Raw genomic sequence first — 19,829 nt, 5'->3', positions numbered from 1 at the left:
GCAAGGTTCCTCCCAGTAATTAGTGAGTTGCTTCACTTTTAATAAATCTTTTTCATATGAAAAGCCGGTGATATTTCACCGGCTCCCTCTTTTTTATGTCTTATTTATTCCATCTTTTTCAAACGCTCTTTTAAAAGCTGGATATTTAGATATTCCGTATATGCTGCAAATGCAGACGGCATCGGATAATTTTCTTTAAAATCCTCTGTTTCGGCAAAGATCAGTTCCTCTTTCTTTTCGGCCGGTTCTTCTATCCTGACCAGATACCCTTTCATGCGCCATTCCACATGTGAAAAAATATGCTTCGCTTCTGTCAATTTTTCCACACGAAGCGGTGTAAGATCCATCTTTTTGACATAGGATATGATTTCTTTTTCAGTCAGATAGCCTAATTCATTCGGAAATTCATACATACCGGCTAACAGCCCTTTACTTCCCCTTTTACGGAGCAATACCTTCTCACCGTCCCGTATCAGGAAAACTGTCCGTTCTTCTATCCTGCGTTTTGCAGCTTTACTTTTCTTCGGAAGTTCTGTGATCTTTCCCTCCCGTTTTGCAAGACATAACTGCTCCCATGGACATTCGCTGCACTTTGCCTCTCCATTTGGCACACAGACTGTCGCACCTAATTCCATCAATGCCTGATTAAATGCACCTGCCCTGCCATCCGGAATGATCTTTTGCAACTGTTCTTCCATATTGGTGCGGACAGACTGCTTCATAATATCCCGCTCATCTGCTGCCGCCCTTGAAATCACACGCAGTACATTGCCATCAACTGCCGGAACTGCCTTGCCATAAGCTATGGATGCGACAGCGCCTGCGGTATAATGACCGATTCCTTTTAACTTCAATAACGCATCATAGGACGATGGCATCGTACCGCCATATTCTTCCATGATCTGCCTTGCTGCGACCTGCATATTTCTCACACGGTTATAATATCCAAGTCCTTCCCAGAGTTTTAAAAGCTGTTCCTCACCACATTCTGCCAATGCCTGTATATCCGGCAGGATTTCTACAAACCGTTCAAAATACGGTTTGACTGCTTCTACCCTTGTCTGCTGCAGCATGATCTCTGACACCCATACACGATACGGTGTGGCATCTTCCCGCCATGGAAGAACTCTCGCATGTTCTGAAAACCAGTCTAAAAGCGGTTCTATCAATGCCTCTAAATCATATTCTTCTATTCTCATAAAAGTACACTACTTCCTATTGCATAAATCCTTTTATTTTAAGACACTTTTGACAAAAACAGCAATCTTCTCTAAGCACGCTTTTATGATCTCCTGTGAATAGGCATAGGAACAGCGGATATATCCATCTCCACAGTCACCAAATGCATCTCCCGGTATCACAGCTACTTTCTGTTCTTCTAACAGCCGTTTGCAAAATTCCTGACTGTTCATGCCTGTCTTTTGAATGGAAGGAAAGACATAAAATGCACCTTCCGGTACGACAACATCAAGTCCCATATCGATAAATCCCTGCACCATGATCTTACGTCTTGTATCATACTCCTTACGCATCAGGTCGATCTCCTCATCCCTGACCGGTGCAGTCAATGCTTCTAACGCCGCATACTGGCTGGTCGTTCCTGCAGACATCGTCGTAAACTGGTGGATCTTATTCATATGAAAGATCACATCTTTTGGTCCTGCCGCAATCCCAAGCCTCCAGCCTGTCATTGCAAATGCTTTGGAAAATCCGTTTAATACCAGTGTCCGCTCATACATATCCGGTAAAGATGCGATCGATACGTGTTTCTTTCCATAAGTCAGTTCTGCATAAATCTCATCACTGATCACAAAAATATCGTGCTCTTTGACGATCTTAGCGACTGCCTCTAGATCTTTTTTCTCCATGATCGCACCGGTCGGATTGTTCGGAAAAGATATGAGCAGCACTTTCGTCTTATCTGTTATTTTAGCTAAAAGTTCCTCTGCTGTCAGCCGGAAATGATTGGCAGCCGTTGTTTCAAGCCGTACAACCACTCCGCCACACAAATCCACGCATGGTTCATAGGACACATAGCATGGCTCTACAACTAATACTTCATCTCCGGGATTTACCAGTGTACGAAGTGCAAGATCAATTCCTTCACTTGCTCCCATCGTGATCAATATCTCATCTGCTCTGTCATAATGCAGATTAAATTTTTCGAGATATTCTGCTGCCGCTTCTCTTAATTCTACTGTTCCACGGTTATCCGTATATTTGGTTTCTCCTTTTTCAATCGATGCGATCGCAGCATTTCTTACATGCTCCGGTGTGATAAAATCCGGTTCTCCGACTCCAAGGGATAATGCTCCATCTAATGTATTTGCAACATCAAAAAAATCCTTGATGCCGGAATCCGGCATTTCTTTTACGATCTTAGATATATAAGACTTACTCATCATGTTCTCCTATTGTAAACTGCTATTTTTCTATATTAACTTTTGCTGATACCGGCGCTGATTCTACAAGCACACCGCCGCTGTTCTTATGGACTGCCACAATCTGATAATAGCAGGTCGTACCTATGGTCTGTTTCGTATGGACATAAGATGTCTTTTTCGCAGATACTTCTGTCAGTTTCCGGTATTCCTCATCCGGTGATGTTTTATAATAGATCACATAGGACTGGATATTTTTTACGGCTTTCCAGCTTAACGTCACACTTCCTGCTGTTTTATTGACTGCTTTTAGACCTGTCACTTTTTTTTGTGCAATCATATACTCTGCCGGAAGGCTGTTTGCTCCGGTAAGTTTTAAAGTTTTATTGACTGCCTGCACATAATATTTGTAAGAAGCTCCGATACTTAAGCCCTTATCTGTAATCGATGCTGCCGTTGTTTCACCTACTAATAACATGGTACGTCCATTAGAACGGTAGACATAATAGCTTTCTGCTCCGGCAACACGTTTCCAGCTTATCTTCACTTTACTGCCGGACTTTACTGCTTTTACCTTCTCTGCCATTCCAAGCTGTGGTGTGATGTCGATCGTTTCACCTTTTTTCACGCTGTCACCGGAATAAGCACTGATACGGTATTTTACTGTAACTGCTGTCGGCAGGATCTGGTTGGTAACCGTATAAGAAGTATTACTGCTTTTCTTTACTTTTGCGATGCGGTCATATTTCTTTGTCTTTGTATTGTATACATCTACATAATAACCGCTTGCTCCGTATACACGTTTCCAGCTTAAAGTATCTTTTTCTACTAAAACATTGGCTGTCGTATCCATCTGATAAGCTGTTTTTTTGATCCGAAGCCCCTGCGGTGCTGAAAATCCCATTTTGTAAGTTACTTCTGCACTTGAAAAATAGGTCTTGTCCTGGTCTGTCGTGCGGTATGCTTTGATCATAAAAGAATAGGTTCCACCCTTTTTTAATTTGCGTGCAGCTGACAGACTTTCGGTCGTTTTCCATAGTACGTAAGAATCACCCTGTGTATTTGATTTAAAATAAATCTCATAGCCTTCTGCATTCGCTGCGGCTGTCCATGTCAATCTGACTGTGTCCGAAGATACTGCTTCTGCCACTGCATCGATCGCTCCGATCGTATTCTTCACTTTGATGGCTGTAGAAGATTTTCCGACTGTCTTTTTGTCTGATGCCACATCATAATAAAAAGCTTTTACTTTGTAATAATAGGTCTGCCCAAATTCAATCTCTGTATCTGTATATTCATCTCCGGTCACAGATGTGATCTTCTTGTAACCGCCTTTTTTTCCTTTACGGTAAATATCATAACCGGAAATATATTCCCGTTTTGCACTCATAGTCAGATGGATTGCTCCATCTTCCTCTAACTTCGCTTTTACCGTTGGTTTGGATATGGAAACATTTGCTTCTCCCTCGTCTGATAATGCAGTATATAATTCCTGTGAAATATAATCATCGCAGACGATCTTTCTACGGATCTTATAATGATAAGTACTGATACCTACTTTTTCATCTGTATAGGTATAGACACCGTCTTTGTCCGGTTTTACTGTTGCAAGCCATGTATATGCACTCTTTTTATTCTTCTCTGCACGATAGATCTCATAGACTGCCTGTCCCTGTGCCTCCCATTTGACAGTAACTGCCGGCTTGGAAAAACCGGTATAACTGCCAGATGCATCTTTTAAGGCAACACCTGTCACATGAACATCCGGTTCATCCGGTACTTCAAAATATCCGCTGGAAATATCGCAGTCTGTGATTTCTCCCTCTTGATTCCTGAAATTATAAGGAACGACAGATACGGTATAGGTTGCTCCCGGCTGTAAACTACAGTTGTATACATAACTTTTTTGTGTATACTTTTGTACTAATATTTCATCATTCAGATAAATGTCTACATACTGGGTAAATGTATCATCCCAGTTCATCGTAATCTGTTTTAATGTTTCATTATAATTGATATCGGACCTGTCTAACCTTGCAACATAATCATCTACTTCTAACAGATAACTTTTCTCTGTTCCTGCTTCATCATTCTTATTATAAGGAACGACTCTGTATGTATGTTTGCTCAATGCTTCTAAGTTCATTTCTGTCAGGTAACGCATATCCCTGACTTTCGAAGCGATCAGTACATTATCCTGATACACATCGGCAGATGCGATATTACTTCCTTCCCAGTCAATGACGAGAACATGTTTTTCAAGGTTATAATCTACATCAACATCTTCAACAGATGCCTTTTTATAAGGTGCAGTAACGTCCACATCTAAGGATTTTCCCGCAAGATCTTTTGTATCGTATGGTTCTACCGTAAATGTATATGCCTTTCCTTCTTCTACTTCATCAAAATCATATACGGTTCCTGTATACTTCGCTTCGACCACTTTTCCATTTGCATAGATACGGACATAGGCACAGTCTTTCTTGTCATAGGTTAATGTGATGATGCCTTTGCTTTCCTGATATTCTACTTTCAAATTCGATACGGACGCTGCACTTTCTTCTGTAGTGCCTGTTCCTCCGGTGCTTCCCGAGTTTTCGGTATCGCCTGTTCCTCCGGTGCTTCCTGAGTTTTCGGTATCGCCTGTTCCTCCGGTGCTTCCTGAGTTTTCGGTATCGCCTGTTCCTCCGGTGCTTCCTGAGTTTTCTGTACCGCCTGTTCCTCCGGTGCTTCCTGAGTTTTCTGTACCGCCTGTTCCTCCGGTGCTTCCTGAGTTTTCGGTACCGCCTGTTCCTCCTGCATTTCCTGAATCTTCGGTACCTTCGGTTATTTCGGTGTCTTCTGTCACTTCTGTACTAAGTTTCTCACCTTTCATAAGGTCTTCGGTTACGATGTCATTACCTTTTGCCCTGCTTTCTGCTGCTAATGGAATTTCTCCCGGCAGTGTCGTTACAACCATTGCAAACACTAAGGCTGCTGCTATCCTTTTTGTGTATCTCATCTGCAATTCCTCCCTTTAAGCTCTACCCCTTATTATACTCCGTTTATTCGGTGATTTCTACCATTCGGGATTATTTTTTTGTTTTCACTGTAACCTACGGTTACTGTTCAGACGCAAGCTTGACACTGCGCTGTCAGGTGTGAACCGTAACTACCCCACAAAAAATGCAGTAGAACACCTTAACTTCGTTCTACTGCATTCCACATTCTAAAATTTCTTAAACTTCACTTTTTTATCCACTCCACGCTTGATCAGCATTTTCTTATAAGCCTTGAATTTATTCTTTGGCACTTTCACTGTCATCTTCTTTGGTGTCTTAGAAAATGCCTTGCTTCCGATCTTCTTAGTCGTCAGTTTCTTTGATTTAATGATCAGCGTCTTGATATTTTTGCAGCCGTAGAATGCCTTAGCACCAATAGCTGTTACGTTTTTACCAATTGTCACCGTCTTTAGCTTCTTATTGTTTGCAAATGCATTCTTCTCAACCGCAGTTACCTGATAAGTTACTCCGCTGACCACCACCGTATCCGGAATGACGATCGTCGATGCTTTTTTATTCGTTGTGGCAGCATAGGTTACAGTTCCGTTTTTCAAAGAGGATCTGGTGATCTTATAGGTTGCTTTTCCATCATCGGAAGTCACTTTCGTACCAACTGCCGGTAATGTTTTCTCTTTCGAAGTTTCATCTTTTGTCGGTGCTTCGTCTTTCGCCTGTGTTTCGTCTTTCGCCGGTGTTTCGTCTTTTGCCTGTGTTTCGTCTTTTGCCGGTGTGCCTTCTTTCACCGGTATTTCTTCCGTCCTGACAGCCTTACATACGGAGCAGGTATAAGTCTTTTCACCCTTTTCTGATGTGGTCGGCTCTTTGGTTACAACACCATTATCCCAAATATGGGTGCATACCTGACGGGTAATGGAAATCTCAACACTCTCAGTTACATAGTTTCCTTTATCTGCACCATTGTAAATAGCAGTTGCTGTTACTGCCTTATCTACTTCTAATGCCTTTGTCTTATCTTCTGTTTTCCATATCCAGTCCTCCGGCAATGTTACCTTTTCTACCGTATCATTGGTATAAATGGTATTGATAGCACTTTCCGGCTTATTTGCTGGTGCAGCAGCTTTATTGACTGTAATGGTAAGGGTATGTTCACTTTCCTGATACACGCCATTCATGGCTGTGCTTACTCTGATAGCAAAGGTTCCTAATGTATGCATGGTAAGTGTCGTATCATTCAATGTGCCTGTTCCTGTGGAAGTGCCCAGCAATTCATAAGTGGGTGCTCCCGCATTGGCATCTATGGTAAAATACTTAGAAACGTCCAATGTATGACTTCCATCATAAGTGATTTCTACATCGGGACCACTAATCGATACCGGAGTATAATCCTTATTCTGAATAGTTACCGTTCCATCTATTACTACATTATTTTTATCATAATCTGCATATGCAGATTCTTTTAAAACCCATTGAAAAGTATTTGCTGCCCCTGGTGTTGAATCATAAGGATCTGCATTCGCAAGCAGCCACTCTACTTCCATATCCACTATTTCCGGCTTGGTTATGCCCTCTAGTGTAACCTTTGCCGGTACGGAAAGTTCTCTGGCTGACAGCACATTCTCTGCTGTATAATAATTGGCAAATTCTACCGGAACAGCCGGTGCCGTCACCTCAATCAGTTTTCGCTTTACTGACGTGTAATCTCCTAGAATAACGGTGATCGTTCCATCTACATTCGCTGTAATATCAGAAGAATCCACTGTCTTTCCATTCAAGATCACATCTGCCGCAACGCCAGATGCATCTATCAGGGCATATCCATCTGCCGCTGTCAAGGTCACACTTGCTGTATAAGTAGTATTCAGTTCTGCATTGCCGCTCACTGTTTTGCCGTCTTTTGACCATGTGATCATTGCTTTGGATAACAGATTTGTACCGGATATGCTCACTTCTGTAGCAGCAAATGGAAGTTCTGCTATTGGAGCTTCTATACTTGGCACTTCCACTTCTGTCCTGTCAACCGGTGTCTTAACTTCTACTTCAAAAGGCTCACTGGCATAGTCTGTGCTATTATCCATATTCATATGCTCTGCCAAAAGATACACATGATAATCTTCACCCATTGTTCCGGTAAGACCACTTGGAATTGAAAATGTTCCGGTTCCAGTGGCAGCTTGTGCTACAGTACTTGCTTCTCCCCTATCATTTCTAATATTTTCCAATGCTCCATAGTAAAGAATCTGTGCTTCCTGTGCATCTGCTTCTTTTGCCGCATCATAGGCTTTATCCGTAATCATGACTGAAATCTGGTTGACTTTCTCCTTATCGGCTGTCGCACCGTCGGTATAGGTATATGGTACGGTGATCGTTCCGTCACCTGCTTTTGTTACACTTCTTCCCTCTGTCAATGTGACTGCTTTACCCTCATCTTTTAATGTCAGTTTCCACACCACATCTTGAGTTGTACCAATCGCTGTGCTCTCACTATTTAGAGCAGAAGATTTTCCGGCAAAACCTGTTTCACTTATACTCGCAGACGAAAAGAGGACTGATGACAGCTTCACATTTAAAGCAGGACTCACGCTGGGGACATTACCGTCCACACCGAGCTCATAGATATCGCCGTCAAAATAAATGAAGCCGACAATAAAATCTTCCATAATGCTGGCAGAACGAAGCCACCAACAATTATCAGAACCGCCTGTCTTCTTCCGATTTTCTGCTGGTTCTTTTGCCATACTGTATCCATATGCTCCGTTGCTGACATCTTCTGCGTCAAGCAGGAAGATCTGTTCTCCGTCTAATGCAATGTAATTCACAAATGCTCCCTGTGTCCCACCAGACACATTTACTCCGGTCTTACTGTCCGTTGTTAAGGCATGACCTGCCTTTGTGCTTTGTGCGATGGCACTCTTTTCCACACTTGTAAATACATCTTCGTTATCTAAGAAATCCGTTCCATTAAGGCTTGTTTTCACATCACTGATCGACCAGTCATTGGCTTTTTTACCTGTTACATTTGCCTCTAAATCTTCGTCAAACTTCCAATCACACAGTATACTGTCACAATCAAGAAGCATTGTCTGTGTCTTTCCATCTGCACTATAATCTGTAGTAGAGGCATCTAACACACGATACTTCACCGGCTTGTCATCATAACTTCCATAATATACAAAACAGCCCTTCCATGCATCTTTGCTATTATTTGGTCTTGCCGGATCGATCATATTTCCTGTGCCAAAATCCATTGTTTTTACAGTTGGTGCTTCCCATGGGTAAATCTCTACCGGTTCACTGGCATACTCTGTTTCCTTTTCCTCATTTATATCCTCTGCCTGCACCTTTCCTGCTGGAACCGTAAGCCCCGATAAGGCAAGGGACAGACACAAAATACTGCTAAACAATCGTTTTCTGTTTCGCTGTCTGTTCATATGATTTTCCTCTCTTTCCCTGCAAACCATCTGACCTTCTTCGGTCTATATCTGCTGTTCTTCCCTTCCTGTTCTCAAAATTCAGAAAACGCAGTAGAACACCTTAACATTGTTCTACTGCATTCCACATTCTAAAATTTCTTAAACTTCACTTTTTTATTCACTCCACGCTTGATCAGCATTTTCTTATAAGCCTTGAATTTATTCTTTGGCACTTTCACTGTCATCTTCTTTGGTGTCTTAGAAAATGCCTTACTGCCGATCTTCTTAGTCGTCAGTTTCTTTGACTTAATGATAATCGTCTTGATATTCTTGCAGCCGTAGAATGCCTTAGCGCCGATGGCTGTTACGTTTTTACCAATCGTCACCGTCTTTAGCTTCTTATTGTTTACAAATGCATTCTTCTCAACCGCAGTTACCTTATAAGTTACTCCGCTAATCACCACAGTATCTGGAATGGTGATCGTCGATGCTTTTTTATTCGTTGTTGCAGCATAGGTCACAGTTTTGTTTTTCAAAGAGGATCTGGTGATCTTATAGGTTGCTTTTCCATCGTCGGAAGTCACTTTCGTACCAACTGCCGGCAATGTTTTCTCATCTGTAACATCTGTTGCAGACTTATCTGCATGATACAGTTCGGCTTCACCGGTCAGGATATTGTAGTTACTATCCGCAGGTGTAAAGCGCCACTTGTAGATCCTGTTAGCTTCCACCTTAGTGTCATTAGACAACACATTGCCTGCCTCATCTATCCACTCTAATGTACCAGCCGCCGGACTTAAAGTACTGCCTGTCAGTGTCAGGTTTGCATCTGCCAGCGTCTTGCCATCGGCAGTGATTTTTGTGTAATTAGGCTCACCAGTAGAAGCCGCCTTGTTGACTTTGATTTTCGTAGTTCCGGTGGTTACTGCGTAGTTTTTAGTATCTGCCGGTGTGAATTTCCATGAAGCCGTATATGTACCATCTCCGACCTCAGGCCTAATCGTACCGTCTGTCCATGCAAATGTACCGGAAACTACCTTGTCACCGTCCTTCATCGTACCGGAAATGGCAATCGTACCCAGTAAGCCGCCGTAAGTAATTTCGGCTGGGTCAAGCGTCAGTGTACCATCTAACTTTGGAACAATCTTATTTGTTGCACTGACATTGATCATCAGGGTCATATCATCAACATTTGTGGAGCATGCCTTTACGGCAACCGTACCGATAGAGCCCTCTTTCTCCGTATTCACGTTCTGAATCGGCAGAATCAGTTTGCCATCTTCAATCTTAGCTTCACCCTTTGTTGCATCATAATAGCTGCCAAGGTCAACCTTGTCGATCGTATAGGTTACATCACCGTATTCCATCGGACTATCCAATGCCGGCAGCAGTGCAGACAGATCAACCATACAGCTTTCTTCATGATCGTTCGTAACTGTAAGTGCTGCTTCCTCTACTGCAGGTGCATCTGCTTTTACGATACCGAATTGTGCATTGGAGTTAGTGGTTGTAAAGGTTCTTTCTGTTGTGCCATCATCGAATACATAATTTTTATTCTTCAGTTTTACCGTAACAACGAAATCCTTAATCTCCCCGCCTGCCTCCACAGACGTATAGCGTGCTTCGGTTACCTCATAATCCTCTCCCTCTTTTAAATTGATGAGGCTGCTATAACCCGACTGGCTCGTAAATTGATTGCTTACAGAACCTTCTGGCAAAGCGTCTGTGCCGTCATATTCTTTAAACCCTGACTCAAACTGTATGGAACCTAACTGATGCGGTTCGACCTTCCAATCAATCGTCTTTTCGCCGCTATAACGCCCGGTTACACCCAAGATTCTCATTGTATAATTGCCAATCTCCGTTGCACAATCGCCCCCTGCACTACCATAATCTATGTTCCGTTCCAGTTCAGTGCCGTCAAGGGTTACGGTATAAGGCAGCTTCAGCCATCCCACACTGTGATCATCAGGGTCAGGCCAGAATACGAATGTATTGTCACCTTTAAATGAAGGGACAGCATTGAACGTAATCTCTGCATTCTCCAGACTAGGCGGCAGCGTATTCATATGGTAGATATCGTCCCATGCTGTCTTCCACTGCTCACCGCTATCTGTCTTTCCGGTTACCACACAGATGAGATCATAGGTTTCATCCTGCACCACATCTTTCCAGCCCTCCTGGGCGTATGCCGAACCATCGGTGTTGACATCATAGGCAGCCTTGCCGTCTGTCACCGGTACATAATCACTGCCTGCAAGTATCGCTGTGGTACCATCATCCTTCACAAGATACCATGTAAACATCACTTCTTTGACATTGTCGTCACCAATCTCCATAATTGCTGCGACAGGCACCTGATACTTACCGACTGCAATATCACCGCCTAAATTGCTTCCATCGCCTCCAACTTCAATATCCGCTTTTCCAATCTGATAGGTGTCACCGACAACAAGCTTTTCTAACGGCTCTATGGGAGTACCATCCTTCTGCAGATAATATCCTTTTTCTAACAGCTTATACACAGAAGCATGGATTTCTCCGACTGTGAACTGACCGCCATGGAGATAAATCTCAGCTTTAGAATCCTTGAGTACGTGGAGTGCTTCCAATGCTCCACCATCGAGCGTCAGCGTACCATTGTCCGCAAGCAGTATGCCGAATAATCCGGTTTTCTCTGCGGTATCCCTGATCGTCAGGTCTGCACCTCTTAGACGCATGCATCCCCCTTTTTCAAAATTATGCCCATTCAGGTTAATGACAAGCGGAGATTTTGCCTTACTAAAATCAATACCATCACGATTATAATAATCTGTATACAGCCTCAACTGACCGCCTTTCTCCAGCCAATCCGTAACCGCACTGTCAATATCGGTGTATGTCGTGTCATCAAGCATCGCCCGCATACCTGTCATATTGCAGTATACACAGGTGTCATTTTCTATCTTTTCATGGACACATTTTACGACCTTGACATTGTTAAGAGAAGATTTTCCTAAGAGTTCCTGCGTGTACTCCACATATGTTCCATCTGCATTCTGGAATGCATAACCTTCTGCCAGCAGACTGCCAGCCTGAATCGATGTTCCAAAATCAGGAAGATAAATCTCTCCATAGCTGCCGCCGCTCAATTTTTTATTTGTTAATGTACCTAATTGATTATTTGTGAACCATAATGATTGAACCGTTCCCGCATCCGGTCCAATGGTGAGCCCTGCTTCCCTTTCTTCTGCGGGATAATTCGAGTCGTCTGAAACAGATACCTGCGTAATCGTGCCACTTTTCCACTCGCTCAAATCCAGACTGGCTTTTACAGAAACGTCTATGCCTTTAAGACTGCCGGCACCGATGACTTTTAATGTGCATGATGTTGGACTTCTGCTATCTCCAACGATAACCACAGGGACATTGCCCGTGATGCTGTATCCATTCAAATCCAGCGTAACAGTTTTTCCATTACCGGAAATAACCGGTCCGCTCCAACCCTGCAGCGCCACATCATCCAACAAAACAACTTTTGAGCCGTCCTCTGCTGCTTTTATTGCCGCCTTATAGTCTGTGTAAAACTTCCATGTGCCATCAGGATTGTTAGTCCTTACGAGCATCTGCTCCTTACAATCATTGCAGTAGTATTTTCTGTCAACACTGCTCTGATCCGCAATATAATGTGGGCATGGTCTGCCGCAGACAGGGCATGCACCACCCGGATAGCCGTCAGGGTGTATGCATATCAGACCGCAGGCACATTCCCAGATGGCACCAGTAGATGGCTCATATGTATGCTGCGGGTGCTCCACAATGGTAACATCTCCAAATGCCCACTCCGTATATCTGTCGACATTTACAAACTTGCTCGTATCATCATTCTGAACAAAGGTATAGCCCTCTGCCAGCAAACCATAGAATTTCTTGCTCTTGTAGACAGTACTATTCCCAACCGATAACCGATAACCGTAAGCTGCCCGGAACGTGCCTTTATTCAGTCCATGAGTCAGTTTTGCAGTCTTAGCAAGTGTCAAGGAGCCATTCAAATCCAAATTGCCATTAAACTCCAGTTCACCGCCCTCGGCGTAAACCGCAGGTTGACTTGTATGATTATTGGTGTCTATGCTGCCCTGAGCCGCTAAATCATCTTCAAAAATCAGTTTGCCTCCGGAAACCTTAACAGCCGAACCGGCAAGTTCGTGAAGTCCTGTGTTGTTAATTGTTGCATCTCCTGTGATTTTCAGCGTTCCACCCTCGACCAGTAAAGTTGTACCTCTATCAGATGTCAGAGTATGCCCATTCATCTGCAATTCAACTATTGCGTCCGGGTGGTTAAATTCAACCGGTTCTTGAATTACAGTGTTATCTTCCATCTCAGTTGCAAAGGCACTCTGGATCAGCTTTACAGACTTAGTCCCTGTACGTGCAGCCTCCTCTAAGGCATCTGTTACAGAGTCATAGAGATTGTCATTCTCGTCTACGGCTACAGGTGCAAATCCACATTTAGTACATTCGCCTGTTTTGTTATCATAACTGTGTTCTTCTAATTGTGCGTCACTGCCTACATAACCACACATCTGGCACATGTAAGTATGGTATTTGTTATCATCTGTTGGCAGCGTCATCATCGTATGTGCGGTCTGACTGCTTTTATCCTCATTGCCACAGATACATTTTGCATAATGCCCATCGGCATCGCCCTGAGCATAGCCACCTAAGCCATCAAAGTTGCAATCCTCCGACTCTCCAACATATCCGCACTCTGCACATTTGAGTTGATGCTGGTTCTTGCCCTCAACCTGAATATACGTTGCGTCATCATGTTCGCACTCCTCAGTGGAGCTTTCTGCCTCATCAGCAGATGCCTGTGACTGATCTGTTTCCGCAGTTGCCGATACATAAGATCCGGCTTCACCGTCTGCCGCCGCTAATGCCGTTGTGGGCAGTGATGTCATACAGAGCATCAAGGTCATAAACAGGCTCAATACTCGTTTCTTCATATAATATCCTCCTCCAAACTATGTACTTGTAATTTCTTGTTCTGCCTCATAAATACATCGGCATCCCATTGTCATACTCATACTGTAACATAACCATCGAGGATGTGTAAAGCAAACCAAAGTACTGGATTAGAACTGTTTTTTACCAAACTTTAATTTCTGCTGCCCAGTTTCACGGTCAAATTCAGTCAGAATATCCATCATAGAGTCTTTATCAATCCGATTCTGACATTCTGCAATAAGTACTTCCGGTATTCCATAAAATGCTTCTGCTATACTTCCTGTAATTGCTCCAAGTGTATCCGTATCACCACCAAGCGATACTGCATTCCTAACAGCGTCTTCAAAGTCTTCTGCTTCTAAAAATGCAATCATTGCCTCTGGAACCGTTCTCTGACAAGTTTCATACATATGATATTCCGGTCGGATTTCATCTAAACTTCTATTCAGATCATAATGGAACTCTTTCTCAATATATTCTTTAATTTCTGCTTTTGAGAAACTTTTTCTTGACATAAAAATTGCACTTGCTGCTGCCTCTGCTCCCTTTATTCCTTCTGGGTGATCATGTGTTACACTTGCAGTTATTTTTGCAACCTCTCTGGTTCTTTCGATCGATTCATAAAGCCACCCTGCTGCTGACACTCTCATGGCAGAACCATTTCCAAAACTTCCATATGGTTTGGGATTCTTTTCTTTAAGCCAGTGTCTAAACATTCCACCATATCCTGCATGTGGATACCGCTTTCCCCAGTCCTGCATATTAGAAATAACTGCCCTTTTAATATCATTTATTCCTGCATCAGTTCCAACAGTTAATAATGCCTCTCCTACCGCTATTGTCATAACGGTATCATCCGTAAAATGACAGCCTTTACTAAATAGTTTGAAATTTTTTGTTTTATTTCCTCTGTCAAACTCAAAAGGACTGCATACTCTAAAAGCAATTTTACATGGTCGCCAATCTGGCGACACTTTTTAGACAAAAAAACAGCGGTACACGATATACCGCTGTCGCATAAACTGATCAATATTTGTTTGTAAGCAGTTTCATAATTGCAATAAGCTGTATGAATTGATTTCAAAATTAGCTTTAGCTTCTGAAGAAGCTTGTAAATGTGAAGATATTAATTTTGAGTTTGCATTTCATGGTGCAATCAAAAAAGATATGAACGACACAATTAAGTTGCAGAAGTTATAAAGCTTTTGCGTACTATCAGTGACTTTGATCGTTTTGCTTCTATTCGTACTACTTGTAAAGTATTACAAGAATTAGGCATTATCGAAAATGATGTTGATGTTTTTGACAACACCGCTTTCCGTTCAGAATTAAAGAAAACTTTTAAAAGATAGACTGTCTTAATCGGCAGTCTTTTCTCTTGTTATGCCTATATAATCAAGTGTTGTCTTGATATCCGCATGTGAAAAATCTTTTAGCAGCTTAGGTGTAGTTTTTCTCTTACTTTTTAAACCTAAATATTCTTTTGTACTTTCTGTTGTGTGTTTCATCATGATTGTTGCCTCCTTAATTTTGGGTATAAAAATAGCACCTAACAGATTTTGATTTCCGTTAGATGCTATATAAATCGGATTATTTATGTTTTCGCTTCGCCCACATAAAGCAGTAATGTAGGCTATTTCCGTAATGTTTGCATTGGCACAAATTCAATTTTTAATTGCATTCCCAATCCAGAAGCAAGTTTCTTTAATAATTTTAAACTTGGGTTTCTAGTTCCATTTTCCAACTTGCTTATATCTGCTTGATCAATTCCTGTACGTGCAGCAAGTTCCTTTTGCGTTAAATTCTGCTCAATCCGTGCATCAATCATAGCACGGATGACATCCATTTCTGGCTGAATGTCATCCCATTCTTTTTTAAAATCAGGATCTTTTAACTGTTCCTGTAAATAATCATCGAATTTCATATTATTCACCATTCCTTTCTATAAAGTCTTTTCTGTACTTTTTCGCTTTTTCAATTTCGCTTGGTGGTGTCTTTTGTGCTTTCTTAACAAATCCATGCGTTAATATTATTCTCCCTTGATAATAGAAGAAATATAACACTCTTGAAATATCTGTTCCCACTTTTGCACGTAGTTCAAAAATTCCATCTCCTAGAGGTTTACTGTAAGGTTCTCTTAGTTGATTACCTTTTTCTTCCAGAAGTTTGATTTCCATTGAGAATTTTGCACGCATTTTGTCGTCAAGACTGTCCAAAAATTCTTTTACAGGAATTTCATCTCCATTTTCGTAAAATTCTGCTTTAAATTCACTCATAAATTTCCTCCGATGTACTTTCTATATGAGTATAATATGGCAATTTTTCCATATTGTCAAGCGCATTTTAATTTCCGTGAGCAGTATACAAGCTGTCCGTTTGTTCTCCATTCTTTGTGTTGGTTGTAACAAAATAGCACCCGGAAATTGGGTGCTTGGTGTGTGGTTATATTTGACGCATTGTTATTTCTTATTTGCTTTTACTTCTTCTAATTGCTTTTGCAATGCATCAATTTGTGATTGTATTTCTTTTTCTTTTTGTTCAGATTCATCTATCCATTCCATAATATCTCCTGGCTGTACTTTAAGAAATGCACAGACTTTATCTATAGTATCAGAGCTAATATTTTTATTTTGCGAAAATCTAGTAGGCATATTAGTAGAAATACCAGATTCGCACAAATCTTTCCATTGCATATTTCTTTCTTTTAAAACATTTGCTAATTTATAATAAACTATCATCATTTCACCTCCATTTTATGCACCTCCATTCTATCACAATATTTTGTGATTAGCAATAACATTTTGTTTTCCATATGTCAATGCATATGGTTTTGCCTTGAACCATTTACGCATATTGTCAGTAAGTCCCCATGAAGTTTGTGCAAAGTCATTTTGATTATTCATGACTTCTTTCATTGCTTCCTTTTTCGCTTTTGCGTGTTTAATTGCCATGCTCCTATCTTTTCCCATGATTTTATCCTCCTTAAATTTTGCATTCCGTTTCGCTTCTGCTCATCGGTTATGGACTCACACCGTAAGACGGAGGCAGATTGTTAGTCTGCCTTTACTAAATTATTACATTGGAAAACATGAGATTGTATCCCATGCATCCCATACTGTGGGCATATCTTCATCAGATAATTTTTTAAACTGCTTTACAAAAGCAGGAAAACAAATTAACGGAAGATTGTGGATGATCGGTCTATCTTCTGTAAAAACACTCCCATCTGCATTTTCCATATCAAGAGGGAGCCAAGTTTCTCCGTTTGCTGTAAATAATGCGACTTCAATTACATTATCGCACATATTAAATTCACCGCCACATACAATATCAAGTGTACAATTATCGCACTTGATTGTAAAATTGCCTCTTTCGCTTTTCATTGAGGCTTCTTTTAAAATAGCGATAGCCTCATTCATAGTACAATTATTTAAATTTTTCTTTTCCATGATTATACCTCCTGGAAGTCTTTTATTTGTGTAAAATGCACACTATAAAAAGGGCAAAGTATTTGCCTTGCCCTCTCTAACCATGCATTTTATGTTTGCATATTATTTATTGTTTTTCTTAGACTTCTTTGTATATTTGTCAGTCAATACACTTGGAATATCAGCAGGCTTAATAGTTCCTGCTTCTACCATCCATTCAAAGCCTACGCCATAAAGATTTTTAAGTGCATTAGTTACATCATACTTGAGAGCTTTTGTACCGTTAGATTTTACAACGGTTTTTGTATCAATCTTCTTACCGATTGACTCAAGAACTGCTGGCTCCATCTGAACAACTGCAATACATTCCATGCCAATGTACTGTGATATTATGTCCATAAACATCGTTCTCTTCACTATTTGTCTCAAACATTTCATTTACTGCCATATCATACATAAACTATATTTGCAAGTTCATCAACAATCCTCTCTACATCAAAATCGAAGATGGATTTTAATCCGGCATTACCATCAAAATTAAAATATGCCGTACTTTCAAATGCTTTTTTTCTTTCCATTTCAGTAATTTGCTTAACGTTTTCCGTTCCATACATATTACGTCTTTCTATACTGCTTTTCTTATAGTTTAGCACAATTCACCTGATACATCCATGATCATCACACTTTTTCAACCGAATAAACGTAAATTAGCTGCTTTTTTCAACCGAATAGTTGTGATGTAACTGCATTTTTCAACCAAATACAGATAGAACAATTCCAACAACACCATCTACCAAGCTGTACCTAAGTACCACCCAACCGCTTAGCTACCGGGAATCTCAAGTTTTTATTGTTAAATTATTGTCAAAGTGTCCCATTAGGTGTATAATTGCTGTGTTATGTATCAATAACGGATGGAGTCATAGTATATCCATCTACTATTTAAAATCAGGAGGTTTTTTCCATGAATAATTTAGTATTAGAAGTTGCTGACGAGATCGCAGTATTAAAGATCAGCAGACCAGCCGCATTAAATGCATTAAATTCCGAAACATTAGACGAATTAAACGAAGTTTTAACAGAGATCGAAGGCAGAGATGACATCAAAGTCCTGATCTTAACAGGTGGTGCTGATAAGAAAGGTAATGAATTCAAATCTTTCGTTGCCGGTGCCGATATCGCTGAAATGGTGAACTTCACAGCTGCAGAAGCAAGAGCTTTTGGTATGAAAGCTTCTGTTCCATTCTTCAAACTGATGAACATGCGTCAGGTAACGATCGCTGCAGTCAACGGTTTTGCACTTGGCGGTGGATGTGAGATCTCCATGGCTTGTGATATCCGTATTGCTTCTGACAATGCAATTTTCGGACAGCCTGAATGTGGACTTGGTATCATTCCGGGATTCGGTGGAACACAGAGACTTGCCCGTTTAGTTGGCATGGGACGTGCAAAAGAAATGATCTTCACATGTGATAATATCGACGCTGCTGAAGCTTACCGCATCGGCCTTGTAAATAAAGTTGTTGCGAAGGAAGAATTGATGGAAACAGCTACTAAGATGGCTAAGAAGATCATCTCTAAAGGAAGCTATGCTGTAGCTATCGCAAAAGCTGCTATCAACAACGGTTATGATATGGATATCAAAAATGCTGTAGAAATGGAAGCTAACTTATTCGGCGTTACATGTTCTACACATGATAAAAAAGAAGGAATGACAGCTTTCCTTGAGAAGAGAGCTGCTGATCTGACAGATTTCTAATCCGTAAACACAAGCTTACATACATCATTAAAGGAGAGAACGCTGCTATGAACAAAAAAATCGGTTTTATTGGCGGAGGCAACATGGGAAGTGCTATGATCAGCGGACTTTTAAGTTCTAACTTAAGTACTGCTGAATCTATTATCGCAAGTGCCCATACACAGGCTACTTTAGACCGGCTTGCCGCTTCGTACGGCATACAGACAACTTTAGATAATACAACGGTTGCAAAAACGGCGGATATTATCTTTTTAGCTGTAAAACCTTATCTGTATGAAGATGTCATTGAAGAAATCCGTGATATCATTGATGATGATAAATTGATCGTTGCCATTGCTGCCGGTGTCAGCCATTCAAAATTAGATGACTATTTTGGTAAACCTGTAAAAATCGTACGGGCGATGCCAAACACTCCGGCTATGGTATTAGAGGCAATGTCTGCATTAAGCCCGAATGAACACGTATCCACAGAAGAATTACAGTCTGTAGTTGCGATCTTTGAGAGTTTTGGCAAAGCAGAAGTTGTACCGGAATCTTTGATGGACGCTGTTGTCGGTGTCAGCGGTTCTTCTCCTGCCTATGTATATATGTTTATCGAAGCAATGGCAGATGCCGCTGTCGCAGATGGAATGCCTCGTACACAGGCATACAAATTCGCTGCACAGTCCGTCTATGGTGCTGCAAAGATGGTATTAGAAACAAATACCCATCCAGGCGTATTAAAAGATGCTGTATGCTCACCGGGTGGAACAACGATCGCTGCTGTTGCAAAATTAGAAGAAAAAGGACTGCGCGATGCTGTGATCTCTGCACAGAGATGCTGTGTTGCAAAATCCAAAGATATGGGAAAATAAATTTTCCAT

General features: G+C 41.3%; 16 protein-coding genes. 2 read left to right on the top strand and 14 right to left on the bottom strand.

What is annotated here, in order from left to right; all coding sequences use genetic code 11:
- Positions 1 to 104 precede the first annotated feature (104 nt).
- The 14 genes from mutY to H8S17_RS10950 all read right to left on the bottom strand — a co-directional run bounded on the left by mutY (position 105) and on the right by H8S17_RS10950 (position 17,821).
- Complete coding sequence (mutY, locus tag H8S17_RS11015) at positions 105 to 1,199, bottom strand: A/G-specific adenine glycosylase (protein WP_186867353.1); 1,095 nt, start codon at positions 1,197 to 1,199, stop codon at positions 105 to 107.
- A 33-nt stretch (positions 1,200 to 1,232) separates the two neighbouring features.
- The gene (locus tag H8S17_RS11010; RefSeq protein WP_186867352.1) at positions 1,233 to 2,402 is read right to left on the bottom strand and encodes a pyridoxal phosphate-dependent aminotransferase; all 1,170 of its coding nucleotides are present in this window, start codon (positions 2,400 to 2,402) and stop codon (positions 1,233 to 1,235) included.
- Between the two features lie 22 nt (positions 2,403 to 2,424).
- The gene (locus H8S17_RS11005) at positions 2,425 to 5,382 is read right to left on the bottom strand and encodes a fibronectin type III domain-containing protein (protein ID WP_186867351.1); all 2,958 of its coding nucleotides are present in this window, start codon (positions 5,380 to 5,382) and stop codon (positions 2,425 to 2,427) included.
- A 207-nt stretch (positions 5,383 to 5,589) separates the two neighbouring features.
- Positions 5,590 to 8,811 carry a leucine-rich repeat protein gene (locus H8S17_RS11000; protein ID WP_186867350.1) on the bottom strand — a complete coding sequence of 1,074 codons (3,222 nt, stop codon included), beginning with the start codon at positions 8,809 to 8,811 and terminating at the stop codon, positions 5,590 to 5,592.
- Positions 8,812 to 8,942: 131 nt separating this feature from the next.
- A complete protein-coding gene (locus H8S17_RS10995; RefSeq protein WP_186867349.1) occupies positions 8,943 to 13,778 on the bottom strand; it encodes a leucine-rich repeat protein in 4,836 nt (1,611 codons plus the stop codon).
- A gap of 129 nt (positions 13,779 to 13,907) precedes the next feature.
- Positions 13,908 to 14,726: an ADP-ribosylglycohydrolase family protein gene (locus tag H8S17_RS10990; protein WP_334298759.1), complete on the bottom strand. Its 819-nt coding sequence runs from the start codon at positions 14,724 to 14,726 to the stop codon at positions 13,908 to 13,910.
- A 411-nt stretch (positions 14,727 to 15,137) separates the two neighbouring features.
- A complete protein-coding gene (locus tag H8S17_RS10985) occupies positions 15,138 to 15,290 on the bottom strand; it encodes a hypothetical protein (protein WP_186867347.1) in 153 nt (50 codons plus the stop codon).
- 122 nt (positions 15,291 to 15,412) lie between these two features.
- Complete coding sequence (locus tag H8S17_RS10980) at positions 15,413 to 15,715, bottom strand: helix-turn-helix domain-containing protein (RefSeq protein WP_186867346.1); 303 nt, start codon at positions 15,713 to 15,715, stop codon at positions 15,413 to 15,415.
- Entirely contained in the window at positions 15,705 to 16,055 is a 351-nt protein-coding gene (locus H8S17_RS10975) for a type II toxin-antitoxin system RelE/ParE family toxin (protein ID WP_186867345.1), read from the bottom strand. The genes H8S17_RS10980 and H8S17_RS10975 overlap by 11 nt, the downstream gene beginning before the upstream one ends.
- Positions 16,056 to 16,238: 183 nt before the next feature.
- Positions 16,239 to 16,520, bottom strand: coding sequence for a helix-turn-helix domain-containing protein (locus tag H8S17_RS10970; protein WP_186867344.1), 282 nt, complete (start codon positions 16,518 to 16,520; stop codon positions 16,239 to 16,241).
- A gap of 30 nt (positions 16,521 to 16,550) precedes the next feature.
- On the bottom strand, positions 16,551 to 16,748 hold the full coding sequence (locus H8S17_RS10965) for a hypothetical protein (protein WP_186867343.1): 198 nt from the start codon (positions 16,746 to 16,748) through the stop codon (positions 16,551 to 16,553).
- A 105-nt stretch (positions 16,749 to 16,853) separates the two neighbouring features.
- Positions 16,854 to 17,228: a hypothetical protein gene (locus H8S17_RS10960; RefSeq protein ID WP_186867342.1), complete on the bottom strand. Its 375-nt coding sequence runs from the start codon at positions 17,226 to 17,228 to the stop codon at positions 16,854 to 16,856.
- A 102-nt stretch (positions 17,229 to 17,330) separates the two neighbouring features.
- On the bottom strand, positions 17,331 to 17,606 hold the full coding sequence (locus H8S17_RS10955) for a hypothetical protein (protein ID WP_186867341.1): 276 nt from the start codon (positions 17,604 to 17,606) through the stop codon (positions 17,331 to 17,333).
- A 50-nt stretch (positions 17,607 to 17,656) separates the two neighbouring features.
- A complete protein-coding gene (locus tag H8S17_RS10950; RefSeq protein WP_207723404.1) occupies positions 17,657 to 17,821 on the bottom strand; it encodes a hypothetical protein in 165 nt (54 codons plus the stop codon).
- 350 nt (positions 17,822 to 18,171) lie between these two features.
- Between H8S17_RS10950 and H8S17_RS10945 the strand changes: the two genes are divergently transcribed.
- Both H8S17_RS10945 and proC read left to right on the top strand, forming a co-directional pair.
- Entirely contained in the window at positions 18,172 to 18,966 is a 795-nt protein-coding gene (locus tag H8S17_RS10945) for an enoyl-CoA hydratase-related protein (RefSeq protein ID WP_178050253.1), read from the top strand.
- A gap of 47 nt (positions 18,967 to 19,013) precedes the next feature.
- Positions 19,014 to 19,820, top strand: a complete 807-nt coding sequence (gene proC / locus H8S17_RS10940; protein WP_186867340.1) for a pyrroline-5-carboxylate reductase — start codon at positions 19,014 to 19,016, stop codon at positions 19,818 to 19,820.
- Positions 19,821 to 19,829: the final 9 nt, after the last annotated feature.

The organism is Roseburia zhanii (assembly GCF_014287635.1).
In the GTDB taxonomy this organism is placed as follows: Bacteria; Bacillota; Clostridia; order Lachnospirales; family Lachnospiraceae; genus Roseburia_B; species Roseburia_B zhanii.
This window is presented reverse-complemented; position numbering and strand designations above follow the sequence as displayed.

What these genes read in the sequence shown, in the direction of transcription:
- mutY (WP_186867353.1), bottom strand. Translation starts at nt 1,199, where the DNA reads ATGAGAATAGAAGAATATGATTTAGAGGCATTGATAGAACCGCTTTTA.
- H8S17_RS11010 (WP_186867352.1), bottom strand. Translation starts at nt 2,402, where the DNA reads ATGAGTAAGTCTTATATATCTAAGATCGTAAAAGAAATGCCGGATTCC.
- H8S17_RS11005 (WP_186867351.1), bottom strand. Translation starts at nt 5,382, where the DNA reads ATGAGATACACAAAAAGGATAGCAGCAGCCTTAGTGTTTGCAATGGTT.
- H8S17_RS11000 (WP_186867350.1), bottom strand. Translation starts at nt 8,811, where the DNA reads ATGAACAGACAGCGAAACAGAAAACGATTGTTTAGCAGTATTTTGTGT.
- H8S17_RS10995 (WP_186867349.1), bottom strand. Translation starts at nt 13,778, where the DNA reads ATGAAGAAACGAGTATTGAGCCTGTTTATGACCTTGATGCTCTGTATG.
- H8S17_RS10985 (WP_186867347.1), bottom strand. Translation starts at nt 15,290, where the DNA reads ATGATGAAACACACAACAGAAAGTACAAAAGAATATTTAGGTTTAAAA.
- H8S17_RS10980 (WP_186867346.1), bottom strand. Translation starts at nt 15,715, where the DNA reads ATGGTGAATAATATGAAATTCGATGATTATTTACAGGAACAGTTAAAA.
- H8S17_RS10975 (WP_186867345.1), bottom strand. Translation starts at nt 16,055, where the DNA reads ATGAGTGAATTTAAAGCAGAATTTTACGAAAATGGAGATGAAATTCCT.
- H8S17_RS10970 (WP_186867344.1), bottom strand. Translation starts at nt 16,520, where the DNA reads ATGATGATAGTTTATTATAAATTAGCAAATGTTTTAAAAGAAAGAAAT.
- H8S17_RS10965 (WP_186867343.1), bottom strand. Translation starts at nt 16,748, where the DNA reads ATGGGAAAAGATAGGAGCATGGCAATTAAACACGCAAAAGCGAAAAAG.
- H8S17_RS10960 (WP_186867342.1), bottom strand. Translation starts at nt 17,228, where the DNA reads ATGGAAAAGAAAAATTTAAATAATTGTACTATGAATGAGGCTATCGCT.
- H8S17_RS10955 (WP_186867341.1), bottom strand. Translation starts at nt 17,606, where the DNA reads ATGGACATAATATCACAGTACATTGGCATGGAATGTATTGCAGTTGTT.
- H8S17_RS10950 (WP_207723404.1), bottom strand. Translation starts at nt 17,821, where the DNA reads ATGTATGGAACGGAAAACGTTAAGCAAATTACTGAAATGGAAAGAAAA.
- H8S17_RS10945 (WP_178050253.1), top strand. Translation starts at nt 18,172, where the DNA reads ATGAATAATTTAGTATTAGAAGTTGCTGACGAGATCGCAGTATTAAAG.
- proC (WP_186867340.1), top strand. Translation starts at nt 19,014, where the DNA reads ATGAACAAAAAAATCGGTTTTATTGGCGGAGGCAACATGGGAAGTGCT.